Source organism: Nocardioides caeni, from assembly GCF_004912195.1.
GTDB lineage: Bacteria > Actinomycetota > Actinomycetes > Propionibacteriales > Nocardioidaceae > Nocardioides > Nocardioides caeni.
This window is the reverse complement of the sequence record NZ_STGW01000005.1, coordinates 155,551-178,940: the sequence shown is the minus strand read 5'-3', so window position 1 is coordinate 178,940 and position 23,390 is coordinate 155,551. Positions and strand designations below refer to the sequence as shown.

Sequence of the window (23,390 nt, the reverse complement as noted above, 5' to 3'; positions counted from 1 at the left end):
TCGTGATCCCACAGCTCGCCGTCCCCGACTGGCTGGCCGTGGCGACCGTTCTCGCCCTGCTGGGTCTCGGCGTCGCCATCGTCGTGCTCGCCCGATCCCTGCGCGAGTCCCGGCGACACACGGAGGAGCTCCTCGCGGCGGCCTCGAGCGATGCCGAGGCGCTCCGTGAGACGCTCACCGGCCTCGAGGAGCAGCTTCGTGTCCGCGCCGAGGCGGCGGAGGCGGTGCAGGACCGGGTGCCGGTGGCCAGGGTCGACGACCGCGAGTACGTCATCACCGACCTGTCCAACGACCGCGGACCGAAGGTGCCGGCACGCGTCGTGCCCGCGCCCCAGTTCGCGGACATCCTCCTGCGCGAGAGCGTGATCAAGACAGCAGCGCTGGCTGCCGGTCTCCGCCGGGCGCTGGCACCCGAGATCCGCAACCGCATCCGGTTCGAGATGAAGCGCGAGGTCAAGCGCTCCCGCCGGGAGCGCAAGCTCATGCTGCGAGCGGCCCGCCGCGACTGGGAGGCGCGGCAGCGCGCAGGTCTCGAGGCGTCCTCGTGATCCGGGGCCCGGTGTGGTTCACCGCCGGAGCAGCGGCCGGCGTCTACGGCATGGTCAAGGCTCGCCGGCTCGCGGAGGCCCTGACCCCCGACGGGATGCGTGACCGCATCGGTGCCGCGGTCCTCGGCGCCCGGCTCTTCGCCGAGGAGGTCGCCCAGGGCCAGGCGGACGCCGAAATCCGATTGCGCCAGCACTACCGCGATCTGGAGGCTGGACGCCGCAACGACGGGCCCCAGCAGCTCACCGCTCCACCTGACTCCACCCAGCCACCCGAACTCACGTACCAGGAAGGTCGTCGCAACTGATGGGCACCGATCGCCATCTCTCCAGCGCGGAGATCCGCCACCGGTTCCTCGCCCACTTCGAGGGCCGGGGTCACACGGTGGTGCCGTCGGCGTCGCTGCTCCTCGACGACCCCAACCTGTTGTTCGTCAACGCCGGCATGGTGCCCTTCAAGCCCTACTTCCTGGGGCAGGAGACGCCGCCGTACGACTGCGCGACCAGCGTCCAGAAGTGCATCCGCACCCCCGACATCGAAGAGGTCGGAAAAACCACCCGCCACGGCACGTTCTTCGAGATGTGCGGCAACTTCTCCTTCGGCGACTACTTCAAGGAGGGCGCCGTCGAGCTCGCCTGGGAGCTGGTCACCCGGCCGCAGGCCGACGGCGGCTTCGGGCTTGACGAGTCCGTGCTCTACCCCAGCGTCCTCGACGGGGACGACGAGGCCGTGACCGTGTGGAAGAAGGTCACCGGCCTGCCCGACGACCGGATCGTGCGGCTGCCCCCCAAAGAGAACTACTGGTCCATGGGCATCCCGGGGCCGGGAGGACCCTGCTCGGAGATCCTCATCGATCGCGGCCCCGAGTTCGGCGCCGACCGGGACTGGGACGCGGGCGACCGCTACCTCGAGTTCTGGAACCTCGTGTTCATGCAGGACGAGCTCTCGGCGGTCCGCTCGAAGTCGGACTTCGACATCGCCGGCCAGCTTCCGAAGAAGAACATCGACACCGGCATGGGCCTCGAGCGCGTCGCGTACCTGCTCCAGGGCAAGAACAACATGTACGAGATCGACACCGTCTTCCCGGTGATCGAGAGGGCCGAGGAGCTCTCCGGCAAGAAGTACGGCGCTGCCTACCCCGACGACGTCCGCTTCCGGGTCGTCGCCGACCACATCCGATCCTCGATGATGCTGATCAGCGACGGCGTGACGCCGGGCAACGAGGGCCGCGGCTACGTCCTGCGCCGCCTGCTGCGACGTGCCGTGCGCAACATGCGGCTGCTCGGCTACCAGGACCCGGCCCTGCCGGAGCTGATGCCGGTCTCGCGCGACCGGATGGGGGAGACCTACGCCGACCTCCACACCGACTGGGACCGCATCGCCCGCGTGGCGTTCGCCGAGGAGGAGGCCTTCCGCAAGACGCTGCAGGCCGGCACCCAGATCTTCGACCTCGCCGCCGGCGAGGTGAGGACGGCCGGATCCTCCACCATCCCGGGTGACAAGGCCTTCGCGCTGCACGACACCTATGGCTTCCCGATCGACCTGACGCTGGAGATGGCGGCCGAGGCGGGCCTTCAGGTCGACGAGTCCGGGTTCCGGCAGCTGATGTCGGAGCAGCGCGAGCGGGCGAAGGCCGACGCCCGCGCCAAGAAGGGGCAGCACGCCGACACCGGCGTCTATCGCGGCATCCTCGACGCCAACGGGCCCACGGAGTGGCTCGCCTACGAGACGCTCGAGACGGAGTCGCGGCCCCTCGCGCTGCTCAAGGAGGGCGCGTCCGTCGGCGTCCTGGAACCGGGCGAGATCGGCGAGCTGGTCCTCGACCGCACGCCCTTCTATGCCGAGTCCGGCGGACAGGTCGCCGACGCCGGTGTCATCGAGTTCGAGGGAGGGACGCTCGAGGTCCTCGATGTCCAGCGCCCTGTCCGGGGCCTCGTCGTGCACCAGGTTCGCGTCCTCGACGGCGCGCTGCCGGCCGACACGGCCCTCCTGCACGCGCGGGTCGACCCTGACTGGCGCACGGGGGCGCGGCAGGCGCACTCCGGGACGCACATCGTGCACGCCGCCCTGCGGGACGTGCTCGGGCCCACCGCGCTGCAGTCGGGCTCCTACAACCGCCCCGGCTACCTGCGCCTGGACTTCGGTTGGCTCAGTGCGCTCAGCGCCCAGCAGGTCCATGAGATCGAGCAGGTCGCCAACAACGCGCTGCGGGCCGACCTGCCCGTCGGCTGGGACTACATGACGCTCCCGCAGGCCAAGGAGTGGGGCGCCCTCGCCCTCTTCGGCGAGACCTACGACGACTCGAAGGTCCGGGTCGTGGAGATCGGCGGCCCCTGGTCGCGTGAGCTGTGCGGTGGCACCCACGTCGACCACTCGAGCCAGGTCGGCACCATCGTCGTCACCGGCGAGTCCAGTGTCGGCTCCGGCAACCGTCGCATCGAGGCGCTCACCGGCGTGGAGGGCTTCTCCTACCTCGCCCGCGAGCGTGACGTGGTCGGACAGCTGACGACCCTGCTGAAGGTGCAGCCCGACGACCTGCTCGGCCGGGTCACCGACCTGGTCGACCGGCTCAAGCAGACCGAGAAGGAGATGGAGAAGGTCCGTCTCGCCCAGCTCCTCGCCGGAGGCGCCGCGCTGGCCGCCGGCGCCACCGAGGTCAACGGCGTCCGGCTCGTCGCGCAGCGGCTCGACGGCGCGGGTGGCGGCGACGTCCGCACGCTCGCGACGGACGTGCGCGGACGTCTGAGCGGCGACGCGCCGGCCGCGGTGGTGCTGATCGGTGCAGCTGACGGCAAGGCCGCCATCGTCGCCGCGCTCAACGACGCAGCGCAGGCCCGTGGCCTGGCCGCGGGCGACCTGGTGCGAGCAGCGGCTCCCTTCCTCGACGGCAAGGGCGGCGGCAAGGCCGACCTGGCGCAGGGCGGCGGCACCGACGTCTCCCGCATCGACGAGGCGCTGGCGGCCATCACCGCGGCGGTCGCGTCGGTCTGAGGTCGCCGATGCGGTCCGGCGTCAGGCTCGGCGTCGACCCCGGCGACGCGCGGATCGGCGTCGCCCGGTCCGACCCGTCGGGCACCCTGGCGACGCCGGTGGAGACCGTACGTCGGGGCAAGGGCGACCTGCGCCGGATCCACCAGCTGCTGCGGGCCGAGGCGGAGGAATCGGCGGTCCTCGAGGTCGTCGTGGGCCTGCCCCGCTCGCTGTCCGGCGCGGAGGGTGCTGCGGCGGTCAAGGCACGGGACTTCGCGGCCCGCCTGGCGCGGCGGATCGCGCCGGTCCCGGTCCGGATGGTCGACGAGCGCCTGACGACGGTGACGGCCGAGGCCATGCTGCGCGACCAGCGCAAGGGAGCGGCCCGTCGCGCGGTGGTGGACCAGGTCGCCGCGGTGGTGATCCTGCAGCAGGCTCTCGACTCCGAGAAGGCCTCCGGCATCCCTCCTGGCGAGGTTGTCGTCCCCGCTGCTGAGACGTGATCGCTAGCATTCCGCCCATGCGTCCGGTCCACGTCGCCCTGCGCGACCTCGTCACCGAGCACGGCGAAGGCGTCCTGGAGGACGACCGCGCGCTCGCGACCGCCCTCGACCCGATCGTCGTCGCCGGCGAAGTGTCGCCCGACCAGAGCGAGGCGCTGGTCACAGCGGTGAGGCTCGGTGGCTTCGAGCGGTTGATCAGCCTCCTGCAGGGTGGCGCCGACATCGACGGCGCGCTCCGGTCGGCCTCCACCGAGCTGGCCGACCAGCGTCCTGATGGCGACGGCTCCGCCGCGCGCTGGGCCCTGTCCGTGCTGGCGTTCACGGTCGACCTGGTCCCCGACGAGCAGATCCCCCTCTGGCTCGCCGCCCGACCCGCTCCGCCCCTGCCGGCGGAGGACGAGGTCGACCTCGGCTTCCGTGACCCGTCGCCCGGTGCCGGGCGCGCGCGCAAGCGGCGCTCCGGTTGCCTGCCGGTCCTCCTCGTCGCCGTGCTCTTCGTGGCGGTCCTCGGCTGGTTCGGCCGCGGCATGATCGCCGACGTCAAGGACATGTTCGCCGGTCCCGAGGACTTCCCGGGCCCCGGCAGCGGTGAGGTCAGCATGACCGTCGACCCCGGCCAGAGCATCCCGTCGATGGGCGCGGAGCTCGAGGAGCTGGGTGTCGTCGCCTCCGCGGAGGCCTTCGTCGACGCGGCGAATGCGAAGCCGGACCAGATGATCCAGGCGGCGACGTTCCTGCTGAAGAAGGAGATGAAGGCGGCCGACGCCTTCGCCTACATGGCGGACCCGGCGAATGCGGCCGCCGGCGATCCCGTCACTGTGCCGGAGGGCTTCACGGTCGAGCAGATCGTCGCCCGTCTGGTCGACAACACCGACTTCCCGGCGCGGGCCTTCCGTCGCGCGCTCGCCGACCCGGCCTCGATCGGCCTGCCCGACTATGCCGGCGGCAACCCCGAGGGCTATCTCTTCCCGGCGACCTACACCTTCGGTCCGGACGACAAGCCCGCGGACATGCTGGCGGCGATGGTCCGGCGCTACGAGCAGGCGCTCGGCGACAACGACATCGAGCAGGTCGGCGCCTCCCTGGGCGCGGGCTACACCCCCGAGGAGATCATGACGGTCGCCAGCCTCGTGGAGGCCGAGGGACGCGGCGAGGACATGGCCAAGATCGCCCGGGCGATCTACAACCGGCTCGAGCTGCCGGCGGGCGGCGGCACCAACGGCCTGTTGCAGATCGACGCCTCCGTGCTCTATGCCCTGGGGACCCGCGACACCGACCAGCTGGTCGCCCCACTGGCGGACGTCATCGACTCGCCCTACAACACCTACCGCTACGCCGGTCTGCCCCCGGGCCCGATCGGCGCCCCGGGCGAGCAGGCGATCCAGGCCGCGCTCAACCCTGCCGAGGGCGACTGGATCTACTGGGTCACCGTCGACTGCGCCGGCACCACGGAGTTCTCCTCGTCCCTCGAGGAGCACAACCAGCACGACGCCGTCAACGGCGCCGAGTGCTGAGGTGCCCAGCGGTGAGGTGACGGACCTCGTGCCGACGAGCCGCTGCGGGGTGGTGGGCGACCCCGTCGCGCACTCACTGTCGCCGACGTTGCACAACGCGGCCTACGAGGCGCTCGGCCTGCCGTTCCGGTACGACGCCGCGCGGGTGCCGTCCGGCGGACTGGCGGCGCACGTGGCCGGCCTGGGGACCGAGTGGCGTGGCCTGTCGGTCACGGCGCCCCTCAAGCGCGAGGCGCTCGAGCTCGCCGACGTCGTCACGGACCGGGCCCGACTGGCCGGAGGTGCCAACACCCTGGTGCGCGACGGGCAGGCGTGGCTGGCCGACAACACCGACCTGCCCGGTGCCGTGGCAGCGATCAGGGAACGGCACACGGGAGCGGTCCACTCCGCCACGGTCCTCGGTGCCGGAGCGACGGCCGCCTCGACGGGGCTCGCCCTCGCCGAGCTCGGCGTGACGTCCATCCGGCTCCTGGCGCGCGACCCCGCCCGGGCGGAGGACACGGTGGCAGCGCTGCGCCGGCATCCCGACCTCGCCGTGGACGTCCTCGAGATCGACGTCGGGGCGGTGGTGGGCGAGATCGTGGTGTCGACGATCCCCGCGGCGGCGCAGACCGACGCGGTGCTGGCCGCCACGGCGACGGCCGCGGTGGTCTTCGAGGTCGTCTATGACCCGTGGCCCACCCCGCTGGCGCTCGCGGCCCGGTCGCGGGAGCAGGTGCTCGTCACCGGCCTCGACCTCCTCGTCCACCAGGCGCTGCTCCAGTTCGAGATGTTCACTGGTCACGACGGACCACTGGAGACGATGCGCGCGGCCGGTGAGGCCGCGCTCGCCGGACGGTAGGTTCGGGCGTCGTGGAGATCGTCCCCGGACTCGTCTGTGCCGCCATCGGCCTGCTCGGTGGGCTCGTCGTGCCGTGGCTCATCGCGCAGTGCCCCGAGCCCGAGCACGACCCGCAGGAGAACCCGGAGGAGTTCCCCGACCACGTGCCCTTCGCCGAGCTGGCCCGGCGCCGTGGCCTGCGCACGGGTGCCGGGCTCGCCGGCGCGGTGGCGGCGGGTCTCCTCGGGGCCTCGCTGGGCTGGACCTGGCTGCTGCCGCCGCTCCTGTTGCTCGTGCCGGTCACGACGGCGCTGGCGGTCATCGACTACGTGACCTGGTATCTCCCGTCGCGCCTCATCCTGCCGTCGTACGGCGCCGTGGCGGCCCTCCAGGTGGTCGCGACCGTCGCCCTCGGCGAGCCGGCGGTGCTGGTGTGGAGCGCGATCGGCTTCGTCGGGCTGGGCGGCTACTACGGGCTGATGTGGTTCATCAGCCCGCGGGCGATGGCCTTCGGTGACGTGCGGCTGGGCGCGTTGCTGGGGCTCGCGCTGGGCCCGCTCGGCACCGGCACGCTCCTGCTGTCCGTGCTCGCGGCGGCGGTGCTGTCGCTGCTCGCCTATGTGCCGATGCGCCTGCGGGGCAACGCGATCCGTCGCGCCGGCGCCCGCGGCCCGCTCAAGGCGAACCTTCCGTATGGCCCGTTCCTCGTGATCGGGGCGCTCGTTGCGGTGGTGCTGGGACAGGTCCTCGCCCGTCTCGGCTGACGTGGGAGACTTGCGCCCATGCTGCGCTGGTTGACTGCGGGGGAGTCCCACGGACCCTCCCTGGTCGCGATCCTCGAGGGCCTTCCCGCCCACGTCGGGATCACGACGGATGACATCTCCGACGCCCTCGCCCGGCGACGTCTCGGCTACGGCCGTGGCGCCCGGATGAAGTTCGAGGCGGACGAGGTGACCCTCGTCGGCGGCGTCCGGCACGGCCGGACGCAGGGCGGTCCGGTCGCGATCGAGGTCGGCAACACGGAATGGCCGAAGTGGGAGACGGTCATGGCGGCCGATCCCGTCGACCCGGCGATCCTCGAGGCGCAGGCGCGCAACGCGCCCCTCACCCGCCCCCGTCCCGGCCACGCCGACCTCGCGGGCATGCAGAAGTACGACTTCGCCGACGCCCGGCCGATCCTCGAGCGCGCCTCCGCCCGCGAGACTGCCGCGCGGGTTGCGCTGGGCCGCGTGGCGAGCAACTTCCTCGAGCAGGCCACCGGCGCCCGCATCGTCAGCCACGTGATCGAGCTCGGCGGCGTCCGCACGCCGACCCCGGACCTGCCGTCGCCCGACGACGTCGCACGGCTCGACGCCGACCCCGTCCGCTGCCTGGACCCCGACGGCTCGAAGCAGATGGTCGCGCGGATCGACCAGGCCCACAAGGACGGCGACACGCTCGGCGGCGTCGTTGAGGTGGTCGTCCACGGGCTGCCGCCGGGCCTCGGGTCCCACGTGCACTGGGACCGTCGCCTCGACTCCCGCCTTGCCGGGGCGCTGATGGGCATCCAGGCGATCAAGGGCGTGGAGGTCGGCGACGGCTTTGAGGTCGCCGCGACACCCGGATCGCTCGCGCACGACGAGATCGTGCCGACCGAGGACGGCCTGCGCCGCGTCTCGGGCCGCTCCGGCGGCATCGAGGGCGGCATGTCGACCGGTGAGGTCCTGCGGGTGCGGGCGGCCATGAAGCCGATCGCCACCGTGCCGCGCGCGCTGCGCACCGTCGACGTCGCGACCGGCGAGGAGGCGGTGGCGCACCACCAGCGCTCCGACGTCTGTGCGGTGCCCGCGGCCGGGATCGTCGCCGAGGCGATGGTCGCGCTCGTGATCGCCGACGCGGTGCTCGAGAAGTTCGGTGGTGACGCGATCACCGAGACGCGCCGCAACGTCGAGTCCTACCGCGACACCCTGCGCTACAAGTGACGGTGACGAGTGACGCCGTCGTGAGCGGTCCCCGCGCAATCCTGATCGGCACGATGGGAGCCGGCAAGACCACCGCCGGCCGCCTCCTCGCCGCCCGCCTCGGCGTGGACTTCCTCGACAGCGACGAGCTGGTCGAGGAGCGGTCCGGCAAGACCGTCCAGGACATCTTCGTCGAGGACGGCGAGGCGACCTTCCGCGGCCTCGAGCGGGACGCCGTGGCCTGGGCGCTCGAGCACCACGCCGGCGTGCTCTCGCTGGGCGGCGGCGCCGTCCTCGACCCGACGACCCGGACCCTGCTGGAGGGGCGCCCCGTGGTGTTCCTGCGGGTCGGTCTCGCCGACGCCGTCAAGCGGGTCGGGCTCGGCACCGGGCGCCCGCTGCTGCTCGGCAACGTCCGCTCCCGGGTCAAGCAGCTGCTCGACGAGCGCGCGCCGATCTACGAGGGCCTCGCCCGACTGACGGTGGAGACCGACGGACGTGAGCCCGAGGAGATCGCCGACGACATCGCCGACGAGCTCGGCACCAGCCTGGAGGAGTCCCCGTGACCGCACCGACCGTCATTCACGTGGCCACCGCGGCGCCGTACGACGTCGTGGTGGGCCATGACGTCCTCGACCGTCTCCGCGACCTGCTGCCCGCGGGTGTCCAGCGGGTCGCGATCATCAGCCCCGAGTCGCTGGAGGGCCTGCTCGACCCGTTCGCCGAGCGGCTGGAGGGGCTGGACGTCATCGTGCTGCAGGTCCCGGACGGCGAGGAGGCGAAGAACTGGGAGGTCGCCGCGGCCTGCTGGGAGTCTCTCGGCGAGGAGGGCTTCACCCGCTCCGACGCGATCGTCACGCTCGGGGGCGGCGCCACCACCGACCTCGGCGGCTTCGTCGCCGCGACCTGGTTGCGCGGCGTCGCCGTCATCCACGTGCCGACCACGGTCCTCGCGATGGTGGACGCCGCGGTGGGCGGCAAGACCGGCATCAACACCCCCGCGGGCAAGAACCTCGTCGGCTCCTTCCACGAGCCTGCCGGGGTGCTCTGCGACCTGGCCCTGCTGGACACGCTGCCCCGCGAGGAGATCGTCGCCGGACTCGGCGAGGTCGTGAAGTGCGGCTTCATCGCCGACGCCCGCATCCTGGAGCTGGTCGAGACCACCGAGCCGAGCGAGCTGACCCCGGACTCGCCCGTGCTGAGGGAGCTCGTCGAGCGGGCGATCCAGGTCAAGGCCGACGTCGTCGCCGACGACCTCAAGGAGACCGGCGGCCGTGACGGCCACCCCGGTCGCGAGGTCCTCAACTACGGTCACACGCTCGCACATGCCATCGAGAAGGCGACCGACTACCGCATCCGGCACGGCGAGGCGGTCGCCATCGGCTGTGTCTTCGTCGCGGAGCTCGCCAGTCGTGCCGGCGCGCTGTCCGCGGACGTCGTCGAGCGGCACCGGTCCGCCTTCGGCCGGGTCGGCCTCCCGACCAGCTGGCAGGAGGCCTCCTTCGAGGATCTGCTCGCCACCATGCGCGTCGACAAGAAGGCGCGCGGCAACCAGCTGCGGTTCGTCGTGATCGAGGACATCGGCCGTCCCGTCGTGCTCGCGGGCCCGTCCGAGGACGACCTGCGGGCGTCGTACGACGCGATCGGGGCGACCCGGTGACCGCGTGGACGAAGGCGCTGGTCCTCAACGGGCCGAACCTCGGGCGGCTGGGTCGCCGCCAGCCGGAGATCTACGGTCACACCACCCACGACGAGCTGGCCGAGCTGTGCCGGCAGTGGGGCGCTGCCGCCGGTCTCGACGTCGAGGTGCGCCAGACCAACCACGAGGGCGAGCTGCTCGACTGGCTCAATGCCGCCGCCGACGACGGCATCCCGGTCGTCCTCAACGCAGCGGCCTGGACCCACTACTCGCTCGCACTCCACGACGCCTGCGCCCAGCTGACGGCGCCGCTCGTCGAGGTGCACATCTCCGAGCCGAAGCAGCGGCCCGAGGAGTTCCGGCACACGTCGTACGTCGAGCAGCACGCCGCCCGCACCATCTCCGGGCAGGGCGTCGACGGCTACCGGCTGGCGCTCGAATTCATCGCTGCGCAGGCCGGCCAGTAGACTTCCCCGCTGGTCCGGTGTGGTGCCGGGCCCCACACGATCTTCGACATCTGCAGACAAGGCTGGCGCATGGCAACGACGAACGACCTCAAGAACGGCATGGTCCTCAAGCTGGAGAACCAGCTCTGGCAGGTGGTCGAGTTCCAGCACGTGAAGCCGGGCAAGGGCCCTGCGTTCGTCCGCACCAAGCTCAAGCACGTCGAGTCGGGCAAGAACGTCGACAAGACCTTCAACGCCGGCACCAAGGTCGAGACCGCGACCGTCGACCGCCGCTCGTTCCAGTACCTCTACAACGACGGCACCAACTTCGTCTTCATGGACGTCCAGGACTACGACCAGATCGAGGTCACGCCGGAGATCGTCGGCACCGCGGCCGGCTTCCTCCTGGAGAACCAGGACGTCGTCATCGCCACCAACGAGGGACGTGTCCTCTTCGTCGAGATGCCCGCCTCGGTCGAGCTGACCGTCTCCTACACCGAGCCCGGCGTCGTCGGCGACTCGGCCACGGGGCGCACCAAGCCCGCCACCCTCGAGACCGGCGCCGAGATCCAGGTCCCGCTGTTCATCGAGCAGGGCGAGAAGATCAAGGTGGACACCCGCGAGGGCGGCTCCTACCTGTCCCGCGTGAAGGGCTGAGGTTCCCTTGGCCACTGGTGCCCGCACCAAGGCGCGCAAGCGAGCGCTCGACGTCCTGTATGCCGCCGACATGCGCGGCGAGACGGGCGTCGAGGCGCTCGAGCGCATCACCGCGGAGGGCTCGGCGCCGAGCAACCCCTACACGGGCGTGCTCGTCCACGGTGTCACCGAGCACCGCGCCCGGATCGACGAGGTCCTAGAGCAGTTCTCGACCGACTGGACCCTCGCGCGGATGCCGGCGATCGACCGCAACGTGCTGCGGATCGGCGTCTGGGAGCTGCTCTGGGCCGATGACGTGCCCGGCACGGTAGCGGTGACCGAGGCCATGGGCCTCGTGCGCGAGCTCTCCACCGACGAGTCGCCGACCTTCGTCAACGGCGTCCTCGGTGCCATCCAGCGCTCCCGGGAGACGCTGGTCTGACCCTGGTCCGACCCTGGTCTGGCGTGGCGCGGCCTGTCAGGCTCTGGGCATGGATGCTTCTCGACAGGACACCGAGGTCGACGTCGTCGTCATCGGGCTCGGACCCGGCGGCGAGCACGCCGCGACGGAGCTCGCCCGCGCGGGCCTGAGCGTCGTGGGCGTCGACCGACGCCTAGTCGGGGGCGAGTGTCCCTACTTCGGGTGCATCCCGTCGAAGATGATGATCCGCGCCGCGGACGCGCTGGCCGAGGCCCGGCGGGTGCCGGTCCTGGCGGGCACCAGTGAGGTCACGCCGGACTGGACACAGGTCGCGGACCGGATCCGCGCCGAGGCCACGGACGACTGGGACGACCGCGTCGCCGTCGAGCGCCTCGAGAAGTCCGGAGCGCGCTTCGTGCGCGGCCACGCCCGGCTGGCCGGGCCCGGCCGCGTGGTCGTCGCCACCGACGACGGCGAGATGTCGCTGTCCGTACGACGCGGCGTGGTCCTCAACACCGGCACCGAGCCCGCGGTCCCGCCGATCGACGGTCTGGCCGACACGCCCTACTGGACCAACCGGGACGTGGTCCGGGTCCGCGAGCTGCCCACCAGCCTCGTCGTGCTCGGCGGCGGCGCCATCGGGTGCGAGATCGCCCAGGCGCTCTCCCGGTTCGGGGTCGAGGTCACCGTCGTCGAGGCAGGCGAGCGCATCCTCGGACCGGAGGAGCCGGAGGCCAGCGTGGTCGTGACGGCGGCCCTGGAGGCGGAGGGCATCACCGTGCGTGCCGGCGTCGGGGCGACGACGGTCGCGCACGACGGCGCCTTCGCCATCGGGCTGCAGGACGGCACGTCGATCGCCGCGCAGGCACTGCTGGTGGCCGCCGGACGACGGACGAACCTGTCCGACATCGGGCTCGACTCGGTCGGCGGCGATCCGTCGGCGCGGACGATCGAGACCGACGAACGGATGCGCGTGGCCGGCGTGGACGGCCTGTGGGCCATCGGCGACATCACTGGCAAGGGCGCCTTCACCCACATGTCGATGTATCAGGCGAACGTCGCCGTCCGCGACCTCACGGGCGAGGACGGCCCCTGGGCCGACTACCGCGCCGTGTCGCGGGCGACCTTCACCGATCCTGAGGTCGGCTCCGTCGGCATGACGGAGAAGCAGGCGCGCGACGCCGGACTCCGCGTCGGGGTCGGGGTGGCGAAGCTGGAGGAGTCCAGCCGCGGGTGGCTGCACAAGGCCGGCAGCGAGGGCGTCATCAAGGTCGTCGCCGATCTCGACCGCGACGTGCTGGTCGGCGCCACCGCCGTCGGGCCCTCCGGCGGCGAGATCGTCGGCATGCTGGTCACTGCCGTGCACGCCGAGGTGCCGCTCGCGCGACTGCGCACGATGCACTACGCCTATCCCACCTTCCACCGCGCCATCGAGACCGCGCTGGCCGCGCTGCCGCCCCGGGTGGTTTGATCGGAGCCGGCAGGGGAGAGTCCACGAGAGACCCTCGCCCGCCACGACTCACTCGCCCATCTCGGAGGTCACCGTGAGCCAGCCGTCCCCTGACGCCGTCAATTCCGGTCCGCAGCCTGATGCGCAGCCTGATGCGCACCCGGACACCTCGGACCGCCTCTACAGCCCCGAGGAGCTCGAGGAGTTCGCTCGGCGCCAGCTCGCCGCCGCACGCAACGGCGCGGCCGTCGACCCGCTGAGCGACCCGATCCCGGTCGACCGGCCGGCCGCACCGTCCGGACCCCCGCCGTCCGGGCCGCCGACGGCGTCCCGTCCGGTGACGCCGCCGCCGAGCGGCCCGCCGCAGGGGCCGCCGCCCGCCGTACCTCCGACGCCGGTCGCGACAGCTGCGCCCCGGCCCGTCGGGCCGCCCCCGTCCGCACCCCCGTCTGCACCCCCGACGGCGCCTCCGGCGCTCCCGGCCGAGCCGCGGCGCTTCATGACCGCCACCGACTTCCTGGACCGCCGTGACCAGGAGCAGGACCACGGTCCGGCCAGCTGGGGCTGGCGTGGCCGGGTCCGGCGTTGGTCGGGCGGGCTCGTCAAGCCGGCGATGGGCCCCAAGGAGCGGTCCTACGAGGTGGATCGGGCGGCGATCCAGAAGGACTTCGACGGCCCCCGGACGATCGCCTTCGTCAATCCCAAGGGCGGCGCGGCCAAGACCACGGGCGTGCTGGCCGCGGGTTACACTTTCGGCACGGTCCGCGGCGGCGGCGTCGTCGCCTGGGACAACAACGAGACCCGCGGCACGCTCGGCATCCGGGGCGCGCGCAGCACCCACCGCAACACGACGCGCGAGCTGCTGGAGGACCTCGGCCGCTTCAAGGACGTCTACCAGTCCCGGATCGGCGACCTGGGCGCCTTCGTCCGCTCCCAGGGCGACGCCCACTTCGACGTCCTCGCCTCCGACGAGCGCGCCGACGTGAGCGGCATCATCCACGCCAAGGACTTCGCCGAGGTGCACGCACTGCTCGAGCGCTTCTACCGGATCCTCCTCGTCGACACCGGCAACAACCTCCGCGCCGAGAACTGGCTGGCCGCCGCTGAGGCCGCCGACCTGCTCGTGGTCACCAGCACGGTGCGGGAGGACACCGGCTACAGCGGTTTGTGGATGCTGGACGCGCTCCAGGACGCGGGCTACGAGAACCTGAAGTACAAGACGGTGACCGTCCTCTCCGACCCCAGCCCGAAGGTCGACGAGGGCCTGGCGCGTGACCTGGTGTCCGTCTACGAGCAGCGCACCCGCGGCGTCTACCGGGTGCCCTACGACCCGGCGCTGGTGGCCGGATCGGTCGTGCCCTACGCGCAGCTGTCCACCGAGACCCGCCGCTCGTGGCTGCGTGCCTGCGCCGGGATGTCGGCGGCGCTCTGACTGGACCTGCGCCTCCGGGGCACCGCGGTGCCATGAAGGTGTGCCTGGTGTGGCTCGGCGACCCATCGGCGGCGCAGGAGGTCCTGGGCTCGCCGGGACCGTGGCGCGAGGTGCGCGAAGCCGGAACAGGGCTGCTCCTGGTGGAGACCGACGACACCGTCTCGCGGGTCTATCACGAGGTGAAGTGGCTGCTCCCCGACGACTGCCCGCTGCTGGTGGCGCCCGTCGAGCGGCGGCCCAAGGCACGCGGGGTGGCCGCCGGCACGGTGACCTGGCTGCGACGGCTCGCGCTGCCCGACCGGGACTGACCGGATCGCCTCGGCCGAAAGGGGTATCGGAAGGTCACGGCCGTGCGGGCTGCAAGGAGCTCGCCGCGCGAAACTGAAGGGGGTCCCTCATGGGTCTCGACGACAAGATCAGCAACGCCGCCGAGGAGAAGACGGGCAAGCTCAAGGAGTCGGTGGGCAAGGCGACCGACGACGAGGAGATGGAAGCCGAAGGCAAGGGCGACCAGCTCAAGGGCAACCTCAAGCAGGCGGGCGAGAAGGTGAAGGACGCCTTCAAGTGACCGCCAGCTGACGGCCAGCTGACGGCCATCGGGCCGGTACGACGCGAAGGGGCTCCGGGGACCGGGGCCCCTTCGTCGTGTCCCGCGGCACACCGGACCCGGTTCGGCTGGAGCACCCGGCAGCCGCTAGGGTGGAGCCCGTTCAGACATCCTTTAAGGAGCCGTCCCGTGAGGCGGAGAAGGAGGGTCGTTCAGTCTTGCCTGCTTCGCAGAACCCCAAGGCACACGACGGCACCGCGGCGGGACGCATCGTCCTCGACGCCGACGACATCAGCCGGGCGCTGACCCGCATTTCCCACGAGATCCTCGAGCGCAACAAGGGCGCCGAGGATCTGTTGCTTCTCGGGCTCCACACCCGCGGCGTCCCACTCGCCCGACGGCTGGCGGCCAACATCGCCGCCGTCGAGGGTACGACGGTCGCGACCGGGTCGCTGGACGTCACCATGTATCGCGACGACCTCAGGTCCCACCCCACGCGTGCACCCCACCGCACCGAGCTCCCCGCCGCCGGCATCGACGGCAAGACCGTCGTGCTCGTCGACGACGTGCTCTACTCCGGCCGCACGATCCGCGCCGCGCTCGACGCGCTGTCGGACCTGGGCCGGCCCGCCGTCGTACGGCTCGCGGTGCTGGTGGACCGCGGCCACCGCGAGCTCCCGATCCGCGCCGACCACGTCGGCAAGAACCTGCCCACCGCGCGCAGCGAGCGCGTCAGCCTGCGCCTGAGCGAGATCGACGGAGAGGACGAGGTGACGATCCAGTGAGCACCCGATGAACCGCCATCTGCTGAGCATCGACGACCTGGACGTCGCCGACATCCACCGGATCTTCACCACCGCCGCGGAGATGCACGACGTGCAGCGGCGCGAGGTGAAGAAGCTGCCCGCCCTGCGCGGTCGCACGGTGATCAACCTCTTCTTCGAGGACTCCACCCGCACCCGATCGAGCTTCGAGATCGCGGGCAAGTGGCTCTCGGCCGACGTGATCAACCTGTCGGCCAAGGGCAGCAGTGCCAGCAAGGGCGAGTCCCTGCGCGACACCGCGATGACGGTGACGGCGATGGGCATCGACGGCCTGGTCGTCCGCCACTCCGCGAGCGGCGCCGCCGCGCAGATCAGCCAGTGGATCGACGTCCCGGTGATCAACGCCGGCGACGGCACCCACGAGCACCCGACCCAGGCGCTGCTCGACGGCTACACGCTGACCAGGCGGCTCGGCACCCTCGAGGGCAAGCACGTCGCGATCGTCGGCGACGTCACGCACAGCCGGGTGTTCCGCAGCAACGTCAAGAGCCTCACCAAGCTCGGCGCGAGCGTCACCGTGGTGGCACCGCCGACGCTGATGCCCGCGGGCGTGGGGGACTGGTCCAAGGAAGCCGGCTTCGCGACGTCCTGGGACCTCGACTCCGTGCTGCCCGACGCCGACGCGGTGATGATGCTGCGGGTCCAGCGGGAGCGGATGAGCGGCGGCTTCTTCCCGACGGCGCGGGAATACACGATCGGCTACGGGCTCACCCGCGGCCGGCTCGACCTGCTGAAGCCGGGGACGCCGATCCTGCACCCGGGCCCGATGAATCGCGGCCTGGAGATCTCCCCGGACGCCGCCGACGCCGCCGACAGCCTGGTCCTCGACCAGGTCTCCAGCGGTGTGGCCGTCCGGATGTCCGTGCTCTACCACCTGCTCGCCGGCGAGTCCGACAAGACCGATGGAGGGACCGCATGAGCATCCTGATCAAGGGCGCCACCCTGCCCGACGGTACGACGACCGACGTGCTCGTCCGCGACGGTCAGATCGCCGAGGTCGGGGTCTCGACGGGCTCGACCAGCAGTGGTGAGGCCGACCAGACGATCGACGCCGGCGGCCTGCGGCTGCTGCCGGGCCTGGTCGACCTGCACACCCACCTGCGCGAGCCGGGCCGCGAGGCCGCCGAGACCGTCCTCACCGGCTCCCGCGCGGCCGCGGTCGGCGGCTACACCGCCGTCCTCGCCATGGCCAACACCAACCCGGTCACCGACACCGCCGAGGCCGCCGAGCGCGTCTTCGACCTGGGTCGTGCGGCGGGCCTGGTCGACGTCCAGCCGGTCGGCGCGGTCACCAAGGGCCTCGCGGGCGAGGAGCTCGCCGAGCTGGGCCTGATGGCCCGGTCTCGCGCGAAGGTGCGGGTGTTCTCCGACGACGGCAAGTGCGTCCACGACCCCCGCGTCATGCGCCGCGCGCTGGAATACGTCAAGCCGTTCGGCGGCGTGGTCAGCCAGCACAGCCAGGACCCGGCCCTCGCCGGGCCGACGGCCTGCTGCCACGAGGGCGAGCTGTCCGGCCGACTCGGCCTGCCCGGCTGGCCCGGCATCGCGGAGGAGGTCATCGTCGCCCGCGACGTGATGCTGGCCCGCCACACCGGCAGCCGGGTGCACGTCGCCCACGTCTCCACGGCCGGTTCCGTCGAGGTGCTGCGCTGGGCCAAGGCGCAGGGCATCGACGTGACCGCGGAGGTCACGCCGCACCACCTGCTGCTCACCACCGAGCTGCTGAGCGGCTACGACCCGACCTTCAAGGTCAACCCGCCGCTGCGTCCGGACGAGGACGTCGCGGCGTTGCGCGAGGCGCTGGCCGACGGCACGATCGACGCGGTCGCCACCGACCACGCCCCGCACGCCCGGCACGACAAGGAGCACTCCTTCGTCGATGCCGCGTTCGGCATGCTCGGCCTCGAGACCGCGCTCTCCGTCGTCACCACGGTGATGGTCGAGGGCGGCCTGCTCGACTGGGCCGGCGTCGCCCGCGTGATGAGCGCAAACCCCGCCCGCATCGCCGGGCTGGAGGGGCACGGCCGCCCCATCGCCGTCGGCGAGCCGGCCAACCTGACCCTGGTCGACCCCGCCGCCCAGGTGGTCGTCGACCGTGCCGCCAGCGTCTCGCTGAGCCGCAACAACCCCTGGCACGACCGCAAGCTGACCGGACGGGTCATCGCCACGCTGCTGCGTGGCAGGCCCACGGTGCTGGAAGGAGCACTCCTGTGACCACCCAGATCCGCCCCGCCCTGCTCGTCCTCGAGGACGGCCGCACGTTCCACGGCGAGGCCTACGGAGCCGAGGGGGAGACCTTCGGCGAGGCCGTCTTCAACACCGGCATGACCGGCTACCAGGAGACCCTGACCGACCCGTCCTACCACCGCCAGGTCGTGGTGATGACCGCGCCGCACGTCGGCAACACCGGCATGAACGACGAGGACCCCGAGTCGAGGCGGATCTGGGTCGCCGGCTACGTCGTGCGCGACCCCGCGCGCGTGCCGAGCAACTGGCGCTCGCAGCGCTCGCTCGACGAGGAGCTCGAGGCCCAGGGCGTCGTCGGGATCTCCGGCATCGACACCCGCGCGCTGACCCGCCACCTGCGTGAGAGCGGCGCCATGCGCGTCGGCATCTCCACGGTCGAGTCCGACCCGGCGAAGCTGCTCGAGAAGGTCAAGGCGTCCGCCGAGATGGCCGGCTCCAACCTCTCCGAGGCCGTCTCGACCGGTGAGGCCTACGTTGTCGAGGCGCAGGGCGAGAAGCGCTTCACCGTCGCCGCCCTCGACCTCGGCATCAAGGACATGACGCCGCAGCGGATGAGCGAGCGCGGCATCGAGGTCCACGTCCTGCCCGCCACCGCGAGCATCGACGACGTGCTGGCCGTGCAGCCCGACGGGCTGTTCTTCTCCAACGGTCCCGGCGACCCGGCCGCGACCACCGGCCAGGTCGAGCTGCTGCAGGAAGCGCTGGGCCGCGACCTTCCCTACTTCGGCATCTGCTTCGGCAACCAGCTCTTCGGCCGCGCGCTCGGCTTCGGCACCTACAAGCTGAAGTACGGCCACCGCGGCATCAACCAGCCGGTGATGGACCTGACCACGCGCAAGGTCGAGGTGACCGCGCACAACCACGGGTTCGCGGTCGACGCCCCGCGCGACGAGCCGACCACCACGCCGTACGGCGTCGCGACGGTCAGCCACGTCTGCCTCAACGACGACGTCGTCGAGGGCCTGGAGCTCCGTGACGGGGACGGCAGGCTGAAGAGCTTCTCCGTGCAGTACCACCCCGAGGCCGCCGCCGGTCCGCACGACGCGGCGTACCTCTTCGATCGATTCGTGCAGCTTCTGGAGGAGACGGCCTGATGCCGAAGCGTGAAGACATCAAGTCGGTCCTGGTCATCGGCTCCGGCCCGATCGTCATCGGCCAGGCCTGCGAGTTCGACTACTCGGGCACCCAGGCCTGCCGGGTGCTCAAGGAGGAGGGCCTGCGGGTCATCCTGATCAACTCCAACCCGGCGACGATCATGACCGACCCGGAGTTCGCCGACGCCACCTACGTGGAGCCGATCACCCCGGAGTTCGTCGAGAAGGTCATCGCCAAGGAGCGCCCCGACGCGATCCTGCCGACCCTCGGTGGCCAGACCGCCCTCAACGCCGCGATCGCGGCTCACGAGAGCGGTGTCCTCGAGAAGTACGGCGTCGAGATGATCGGCGCCAGCTTCGAGGCGATCCACCGCGGCGAGAACCGCGAGCTGTTCAACGCGATCGTCCACAAGGTCGGCGGCGAGGTCGCCCGCAGCTTCGTGTGCCACTCGATGGACGACGTCGAGAAGGCGGCCGGCGAGCTCGGCTTCCCGATCGTCGTCCGACCGTCGTTCACGATGGGAGGCCTCGGGTCCGGCATCGCCTACGACGAGGCCGACATGCACCGCATCGCCGGTGCTGGCCTGTCCGCCAGCCCCACCACCGAGGTGCTGATCGAGGAGTCGATCATCGGGTGGAAGGAGTACGAGCTGGAGGTGATGCGCGACAAGGCCGACAACGTCGTGATCATCTGCTCGATCGAGAACTTCGACCCGATGGGCGTCCACACGGGTGACTCGATCACCGTCGCTCCGGCGATGACGCTGACGGATCGCGAGTACCAGCACCTGCGCGACCTCGCCATCGGCATCATCCGTGAGGTCGGCGTCGACACCGGCGGCTGCAACATCCAGTACGCCGTCAACCCCGCCGACGGCCGGGTCATCGTCATCGAGATGAACCCGCGCGTCTCGCGCTCGTCCGCGCTGGCGTCGAAGGCGACCGGCTTCCCGATCGCCAAGATCGCCGCCAAGGTCGCCGTGGGCTACACCCTCGACGAGATCCCCAACGACATCACCCGGGAGACCCCGGCCTCCTTCGAGCCGTCGCTCGACTACGTGGTCGTGAAGGTGCCGCGGTTCGCGTTCGAGAAGTTCCCGACCGCCGACACGACGCTGACCACGCACATGAAGTCGGTCGGCGAGGCGATGTCGATCGGCCGCAACTTCACCGAGGCCTTCAACAAGGCGCTCCGCTCGCTGGAGAACAAGGCGGCGCCCTTCCACTGGACCGGAGAGCCCGGCGGCCCCGAGGAGAAGGACGCCCTGCTCGAGGCGATCAAGGTCCCGCACGACGGGCGCGTGCAGAAGCTGATGCAGGCGATCCGCGCCGGCGCCACGCAGGCCGAGATCCACGACGCCACGAAGATCGACCCGTGGTTCGTCGACCAGATGTTCTTGATCGACGAGGTCGCGCAGAAGGTCGCCGCCACCGAGCTGCTCGACGCCAGTGCGCTGCGCCTGGCGAAGCGGCACGGCTTCTCCGACGCGCAGATCGCGGGCATCCGCGGACTGACCGAGTCGGAGGTGCGCGTCGCCCGCCAGACCGCCGGCGTGCGCCCGGTCTTCAAGACCGTCGACACCTGCGCGGCGGAGTTCGCCGCACAGACGCCGTACTACTACTCGTCCTACGACGAGGAGACCGAGGTGCTCCCGCGCGCCGAGGGCAAGCAGGCCGTGATCATCCTCGGCTCCGGCCCGAACCGCATCGGCCAGGGCATCGAGTTCGACTACTCGTGCGTGCACGCGTCGCTCGCGCTCGCCGAGGCGGGCTACGAGACGATCATGGTCAACTGCAACCCCGAGACGGTCTCGACCGACTACGACACCTCGGACCGGCTCTACTTCGAGCCGCTGACCCTCGAGGACGTCCTCGAGATCTATGAGGCGGAGCGCGCGGCCGGCCCGATCGCCGGCGTCATCGCGACGCTCGGCGGGCAGACCCCGCTCGGTCTCGCGCAGGGCCTGCAGGACGCGGGGGTCCCGATCGTCGGGACCAGCCCTGAGGCCATCGACCTCGCCGAGGAGCGCGGTGCCTTCGGCCGCGTCCTCGCCGACGCGGGCCTGGTCGCGCCGATGCACGGCACTGCGGTGTCATTCGAGGACGCCCAGGCGATCGCCCACCAGATCGGCTACCCGGTGCTGGTCCGGCCGTCCTACGTCCTCGGCGGCCGCGGCATGCAGATCGTCTACAGCGACGACGCGCTGAAGGCCTACATCGAGGCTGCGACCGAGATCAGCCCGGACCGGCCGGTCCTGGTCGACCGGTTCATCGACGACGCGGTCGAGATCGACGTCGATGCGCTCTACGACGGTGAGGAGCTCTTCCTCGGCGGCGTGATGGAGCACATCGAGGAGGCCGGGATCCACTCCGGCGACTCGTCCTGTGCGCTGCCGCCGATCACCCTCGGTGACGCCGAGATCACCCGGATCCGCGAGGCCACCACGGCCATCGCGATGGGCGTCGGCGTGCGCGGCCTGATCAACATCCAGTTCGCGCTCGGCGCCGACGTGCTCTACGTGATCGAGGCCAACCCGCGCGCGTCGCGAACGGTCCCGTTCGTCTCCAAGGCCACCGGCACCCAGCTCGCCAAGGCCGCGGCCCGGGTGATGCTGGGCGAGTCGATCGCCGAGCTGCGCGTCTCCGGTGCGCTGCCGGCCGAGGGCGACGGCGGCACACTGCCCGCCGACGCGCCGATCGCGGTCAAGGAGGCGGTGCTGCCGTTCAACCGGTTCCGCACCAAGGAGGGCCAGTTCGTCGACACCGTGCTCGGCCCGGAGATGAAGTCGACCGGTGAGGTCATGGGCTTCGACGCCGACTTCGGGACCGCGTTCAGCAAGTCGCAGGCCGCGGCCTACGGCGCGCTGCCGACCGAGGGCAAGGTGTTCATCTCGATCGCCAACCGCGACAAGCGGACGATGATCTTCCCGGCCCGCGTCCTCGCGGACTACGGCTTCGAGATCCTCGCCACCCAGGGCACCGCCGAGGTGCTGCGCCGCAACGGAATCCAGGCCACGATCGTGCGCAAGCACTTCGAGGGCACCGGCCCCGAGGGCGAGAAGACGACCGTGCAGATGATCCTCGACGGCGAGATCGACCTGATCGTCAACACCCCGCACGGCAGCACCGGGGGCGGCGACTCCCGGGGCGACGGCTACGAGATCCGCTCCGCGGCGGTGCTGACCGGCACACCGTGCATCACCACGGTGCAGGGTCTGGCCGCTGCCGTGCAGGGGATCGCCGCGATCCGTGCGGGCTCGATCGGCGTCACGTCGCTGCAGGAGTGGCACGCGGAGGCCGCACGCTGATGCCCCTCCGGGTCTACGACAAGGTCTTCGAGAACGTCCTGGTCCGGATGGACGCCGAGAGGGCGCACCACCTGACCTACGACGCGCTCCGCGCCGGTGGCCCGGCGCTGCGGCGGATCGCGCCGCCGGAGACCGACCCGGTGGAGCTGATGGGGTTGCGCTTCCCCAACCGGCTCGGCCTCGCGCCGGGGTTCGACAAGACCGCGCAGGTCTGGGACCGGATGGGCGCCTTCGGGTTCGGCCACGTCGAGATCGGCACGGTCACCGCGTTGGCGCAGCCCGGCAACCCCACGCCGCGGCTGTTCCGCCTGCCCGAGGACCGGGCGATCGTCAACCGGATGGGCTTCAACAACGACGGCGCCGAGGCGGTCGCCCGCCGGCTCGCGAAGCGGAGGGACCGCCGCGGCAGCCGCGAATCGGTCGTGCTGGGCGTCAACATCGGCAAGTCAAAGGTGGTCCCCGACGACGACCAGACGGCCGTGGAGGCCGACTACGAGACGTCGGCGAGCCTGCTGGCGCCGTACGCCGACTACCTGGTCGTCAACGTCAGCTCGCCGAACACCCCTGGCCTGCGCAACCTGCAGGCCGTCGAGAAGCTGGCACCCCTCCTGGCCCACGTACGACGGAGCGCGGACGCCGCGACGGATCGCACCGGTCGTGACCGGGTCCCGCTGCTGGTCAAGATCGCGCCGGACCTCGCCGACGAGGACGTGAGTGCGGTGGCCGACATGGCCCTCGACCTCGGCCTCGCCGGGATCATCGCGACCAACACCACGATCTCCCGTGACGGGCTCCGGTCCGATCACGCGAAGGTCGAGGCCTGCGGCGCCGGCGGGCTCTCCGGCGCCCCGCTCCGCGAGCGCTCCACCGAGGTGGTCCGGCTGCTGCGTGAGCGAGTCGGCGACCGACTGACGCTGATCGGCGTCGGTGGGATCGGCACGCCGCAGGACGCGCGCGAGCGGCTCGCCGCGGGCGCGGACCTCGTGCAGGTCTACAGCGGGCTGATCTACGGTGGCCCGAGCTGGCCCCGGCAGGTCCTGAAAGGTCTCTGAC

Annotated in this window: 23 protein-coding genes; all 23 read left to right on the top strand. The window is 71.6% G+C overall.

Translation table 11 applies throughout. The features are described from left to right. The first annotated feature begins 2 nt into the window (after positions 1–2). The 23 genes from E9934_RS10250 to E9934_RS10140 all read left to right on the top strand — a co-directional run bounded on the left by E9934_RS10250 (position 3) and on the right by E9934_RS10140 (position 23,389). On the top strand, positions 3–548 hold the full coding sequence (locus tag E9934_RS10250) for a hypothetical protein (RefSeq protein ID WP_136562799.1): 546 nt from the start codon (positions 3–5) through the stop codon (positions 546–548). Further along, entirely contained in the window at positions 545–853 is a 309-nt protein-coding gene (locus E9934_RS10245) for a DUF6167 family protein (protein WP_136562798.1), read from the top strand. Before E9934_RS10250 ends, E9934_RS10245 begins: the two co-directional genes overlap by 4 nt. Next, complete coding sequence (gene alaS / locus E9934_RS10240) at positions 853–3,537, top strand: alanine--tRNA ligase (RefSeq protein ID WP_136562797.1); 2,685 nt, start codon at positions 853–855, stop codon at positions 3,535–3,537. Before E9934_RS10245 ends, alaS begins: the two co-directional genes overlap by 1 nt. Positions 3,538–3,545: 8 nt before the next feature. Beyond that, positions 3,546–4,019, top strand: coding sequence for a Holliday junction resolvase RuvX (gene ruvX / locus E9934_RS10235; protein ID WP_136562796.1), 474 nt, complete (start codon positions 3,546–3,548; stop codon positions 4,017–4,019). A 17-nt stretch (positions 4,020–4,036) separates the two neighbouring features. Beyond that, positions 4,037–5,533, top strand: a complete 1,497-nt coding sequence (mltG, locus tag E9934_RS10230) for an endolytic transglycosylase MltG (RefSeq protein WP_136562795.1) — start codon at positions 4,037–4,039, stop codon at positions 5,531–5,533. 1 nt (position 5,534) lies between these two features. Next, the gene (locus E9934_RS10225; protein ID WP_238694878.1) at positions 5,535–6,374 is read left to right on the top strand and encodes a shikimate dehydrogenase; all 840 of its coding nucleotides are present in this window, start codon (positions 5,535–5,537) and stop codon (positions 6,372–6,374) included. 11 nt (positions 6,375–6,385) lie between these two features. Beyond that, on the top strand, positions 6,386–7,117 hold the full coding sequence (locus E9934_RS10220; RefSeq protein ID WP_136562793.1) for a prepilin peptidase: 732 nt from the start codon (positions 6,386–6,388) through the stop codon (positions 7,115–7,117). 18 nt (positions 7,118–7,135) lie between these two features. Continuing rightward, on the top strand, positions 7,136–8,314 hold the full coding sequence (aroC, locus tag E9934_RS10215; RefSeq protein WP_136562792.1) for a chorismate synthase: 1,179 nt from the start codon (positions 7,136–7,138) through the stop codon (positions 8,312–8,314). A 2-nt stretch (positions 8,315–8,316) separates the two neighbouring features. Continuing rightward, the gene (locus tag E9934_RS10210) at positions 8,317–8,859 is read left to right on the top strand and encodes a shikimate kinase (RefSeq protein WP_338036706.1); all 543 of its coding nucleotides are present in this window, start codon (positions 8,317–8,319) and stop codon (positions 8,857–8,859) included. Continuing rightward, positions 8,856–9,953 carry a 3-dehydroquinate synthase gene (aroB, locus tag E9934_RS10205; protein WP_136562791.1) on the top strand — a complete coding sequence of 366 codons (1,098 nt, stop codon included), beginning with the start codon at positions 8,856–8,858 and terminating at the stop codon, positions 9,951–9,953. Before E9934_RS10210 ends, aroB begins: the two co-directional genes overlap by 4 nt. Continuing rightward, a complete protein-coding gene (locus E9934_RS10200) occupies positions 9,950–10,399 on the top strand; it encodes a type II 3-dehydroquinate dehydratase (RefSeq protein WP_136562790.1) in 450 nt (149 codons plus the stop codon). Before aroB ends, E9934_RS10200 begins: the two co-directional genes overlap by 4 nt. 69 nt (positions 10,400–10,468) lie before the next feature. Next, positions 10,469–11,035 (top strand): elongation factor P, encoded by a 567-nt coding sequence (gene efp, locus E9934_RS10195; protein ID WP_136562789.1) that lies wholly within the window; start codon positions 10,469–10,471, stop codon positions 11,033–11,035. A gap of 7 nt (positions 11,036–11,042) precedes the next feature. Beyond that, a complete protein-coding gene (gene nusB / locus E9934_RS10190) occupies positions 11,043–11,456 on the top strand; it encodes a transcription antitermination factor NusB (RefSeq protein WP_136562788.1) in 414 nt (137 codons plus the stop codon). A 49-nt stretch (positions 11,457–11,505) separates the two neighbouring features. After that, the gene (locus E9934_RS10185; RefSeq protein WP_136562787.1) at positions 11,506–12,906 is read left to right on the top strand and encodes a dihydrolipoyl dehydrogenase family protein; all 1,401 of its coding nucleotides are present in this window, start codon (positions 11,506–11,508) and stop codon (positions 12,904–12,906) included. A 73-nt stretch (positions 12,907–12,979) separates the two neighbouring features. Continuing rightward, entirely contained in the window at positions 12,980–14,317 is a 1,338-nt protein-coding gene (locus E9934_RS10180; RefSeq protein ID WP_238694893.1) for a MinD/ParA family ATP-binding protein, read from the top strand. A gap of 32 nt (positions 14,318–14,349) precedes the next feature. Further along, positions 14,350–14,625: a hypothetical protein gene (locus tag E9934_RS10175; RefSeq protein ID WP_136562786.1), complete on the top strand. Its 276-nt coding sequence runs from the start codon at positions 14,350–14,352 to the stop codon at positions 14,623–14,625. A gap of 89 nt (positions 14,626–14,714) precedes the next feature. Continuing rightward, entirely contained in the window at positions 14,715–14,885 is a 171-nt protein-coding gene (locus E9934_RS10170) for a CsbD family protein (protein ID WP_136562785.1), read from the top strand. A 197-nt stretch (positions 14,886–15,082) separates the two neighbouring features. Continuing rightward, complete coding sequence (gene pyrR, locus E9934_RS10165) at positions 15,083–15,649, top strand: bifunctional pyr operon transcriptional regulator/uracil phosphoribosyltransferase PyrR (protein WP_136562784.1); 567 nt, start codon at positions 15,083–15,085, stop codon at positions 15,647–15,649. 7 nt (positions 15,650–15,656) lie between these two features. Beyond that, a complete protein-coding gene (locus tag E9934_RS10160) occupies positions 15,657–16,607 on the top strand; it encodes an aspartate carbamoyltransferase catalytic subunit (RefSeq protein WP_136562783.1) in 951 nt (316 codons plus the stop codon). Beyond that, entirely contained in the window at positions 16,604–17,902 is a 1,299-nt protein-coding gene (locus E9934_RS10155) for a dihydroorotase (RefSeq protein ID WP_136562782.1), read from the top strand. The genes E9934_RS10160 and E9934_RS10155 overlap by 4 nt, the downstream gene beginning before the upstream one ends. Beyond that, complete coding sequence (carA, locus tag E9934_RS10150) at positions 17,899–19,029, top strand: glutamine-hydrolyzing carbamoyl-phosphate synthase small subunit (protein ID WP_136562781.1); 1,131 nt, start codon at positions 17,899–17,901, stop codon at positions 19,027–19,029. Before E9934_RS10155 ends, carA begins: the two co-directional genes overlap by 4 nt. After that, positions 19,029–22,337, top strand: a complete 3,309-nt coding sequence (gene carB / locus E9934_RS10145; protein ID WP_136562780.1) for a carbamoyl-phosphate synthase large subunit — start codon at positions 19,029–19,031, stop codon at positions 22,335–22,337. Before carA ends, carB begins: the two co-directional genes overlap by 1 nt. Continuing rightward, positions 22,337–23,389 carry a quinone-dependent dihydroorotate dehydrogenase gene (locus tag E9934_RS10140; protein WP_136562779.1) on the top strand — a complete coding sequence of 351 codons (1,053 nt, stop codon included), beginning with the start codon at positions 22,337–22,339 and terminating at the stop codon, positions 23,387–23,389. Before carB ends, E9934_RS10140 begins: the two co-directional genes overlap by 1 nt. Position 23,390 lies beyond the last annotated feature (1 nt).

Bases quoted from the DNA above. Each gene is read 5' to 3' on its own strand.
- alaS (WP_136562797.1), top strand. From the start codon at position 853: ATGGGCACCGATCGCCATCTCTCCAGCGCGGAGATCCGCCACCGGTTC.
- ruvX (WP_136562796.1), top strand. From the start codon at position 3,546: ATGCGGTCCGGCGTCAGGCTCGGCGTCGACCCCGGCGACGCGCGGATC.
- mltG (WP_136562795.1), top strand. From the start codon at position 4,037: ATGCGTCCGGTCCACGTCGCCCTGCGCGACCTCGTCACCGAGCACGGC.
- aroC (WP_136562792.1), top strand. From the start codon at position 7,136: ATGCTGCGCTGGTTGACTGCGGGGGAGTCCCACGGACCCTCCCTGGTC.
- efp (WP_136562789.1), top strand. From the start codon at position 10,469: ATGGCAACGACGAACGACCTCAAGAACGGCATGGTCCTCAAGCTGGAG.
- E9934_RS10185 (WP_136562787.1), top strand. From the start codon at position 11,506: ATGGATGCTTCTCGACAGGACACCGAGGTCGACGTCGTCGTCATCGGG.
- E9934_RS10175 (WP_136562786.1), top strand. From the start codon at position 14,350: ATGAAGGTGTGCCTGGTGTGGCTCGGCGACCCATCGGCGGCGCAGGAG.
- E9934_RS10170 (WP_136562785.1), top strand. From the start codon at position 14,715: ATGGGTCTCGACGACAAGATCAGCAACGCCGCCGAGGAGAAGACGGGC.
- E9934_RS10160 (WP_136562783.1), top strand. From the start codon at position 15,657: ATGAACCGCCATCTGCTGAGCATCGACGACCTGGACGTCGCCGACATC.
- E9934_RS10155 (WP_136562782.1), top strand. From the start codon at position 16,604: ATGAGCATCCTGATCAAGGGCGCCACCCTGCCCGACGGTACGACGACC.
- carB (WP_136562780.1), top strand. From the start codon at position 19,029: ATGCCGAAGCGTGAAGACATCAAGTCGGTCCTGGTCATCGGCTCCGGC.
- E9934_RS10140 (WP_136562779.1), top strand. From the start codon at position 22,337: ATGCCCCTCCGGGTCTACGACAAGGTCTTCGAGAACGTCCTGGTCCGG.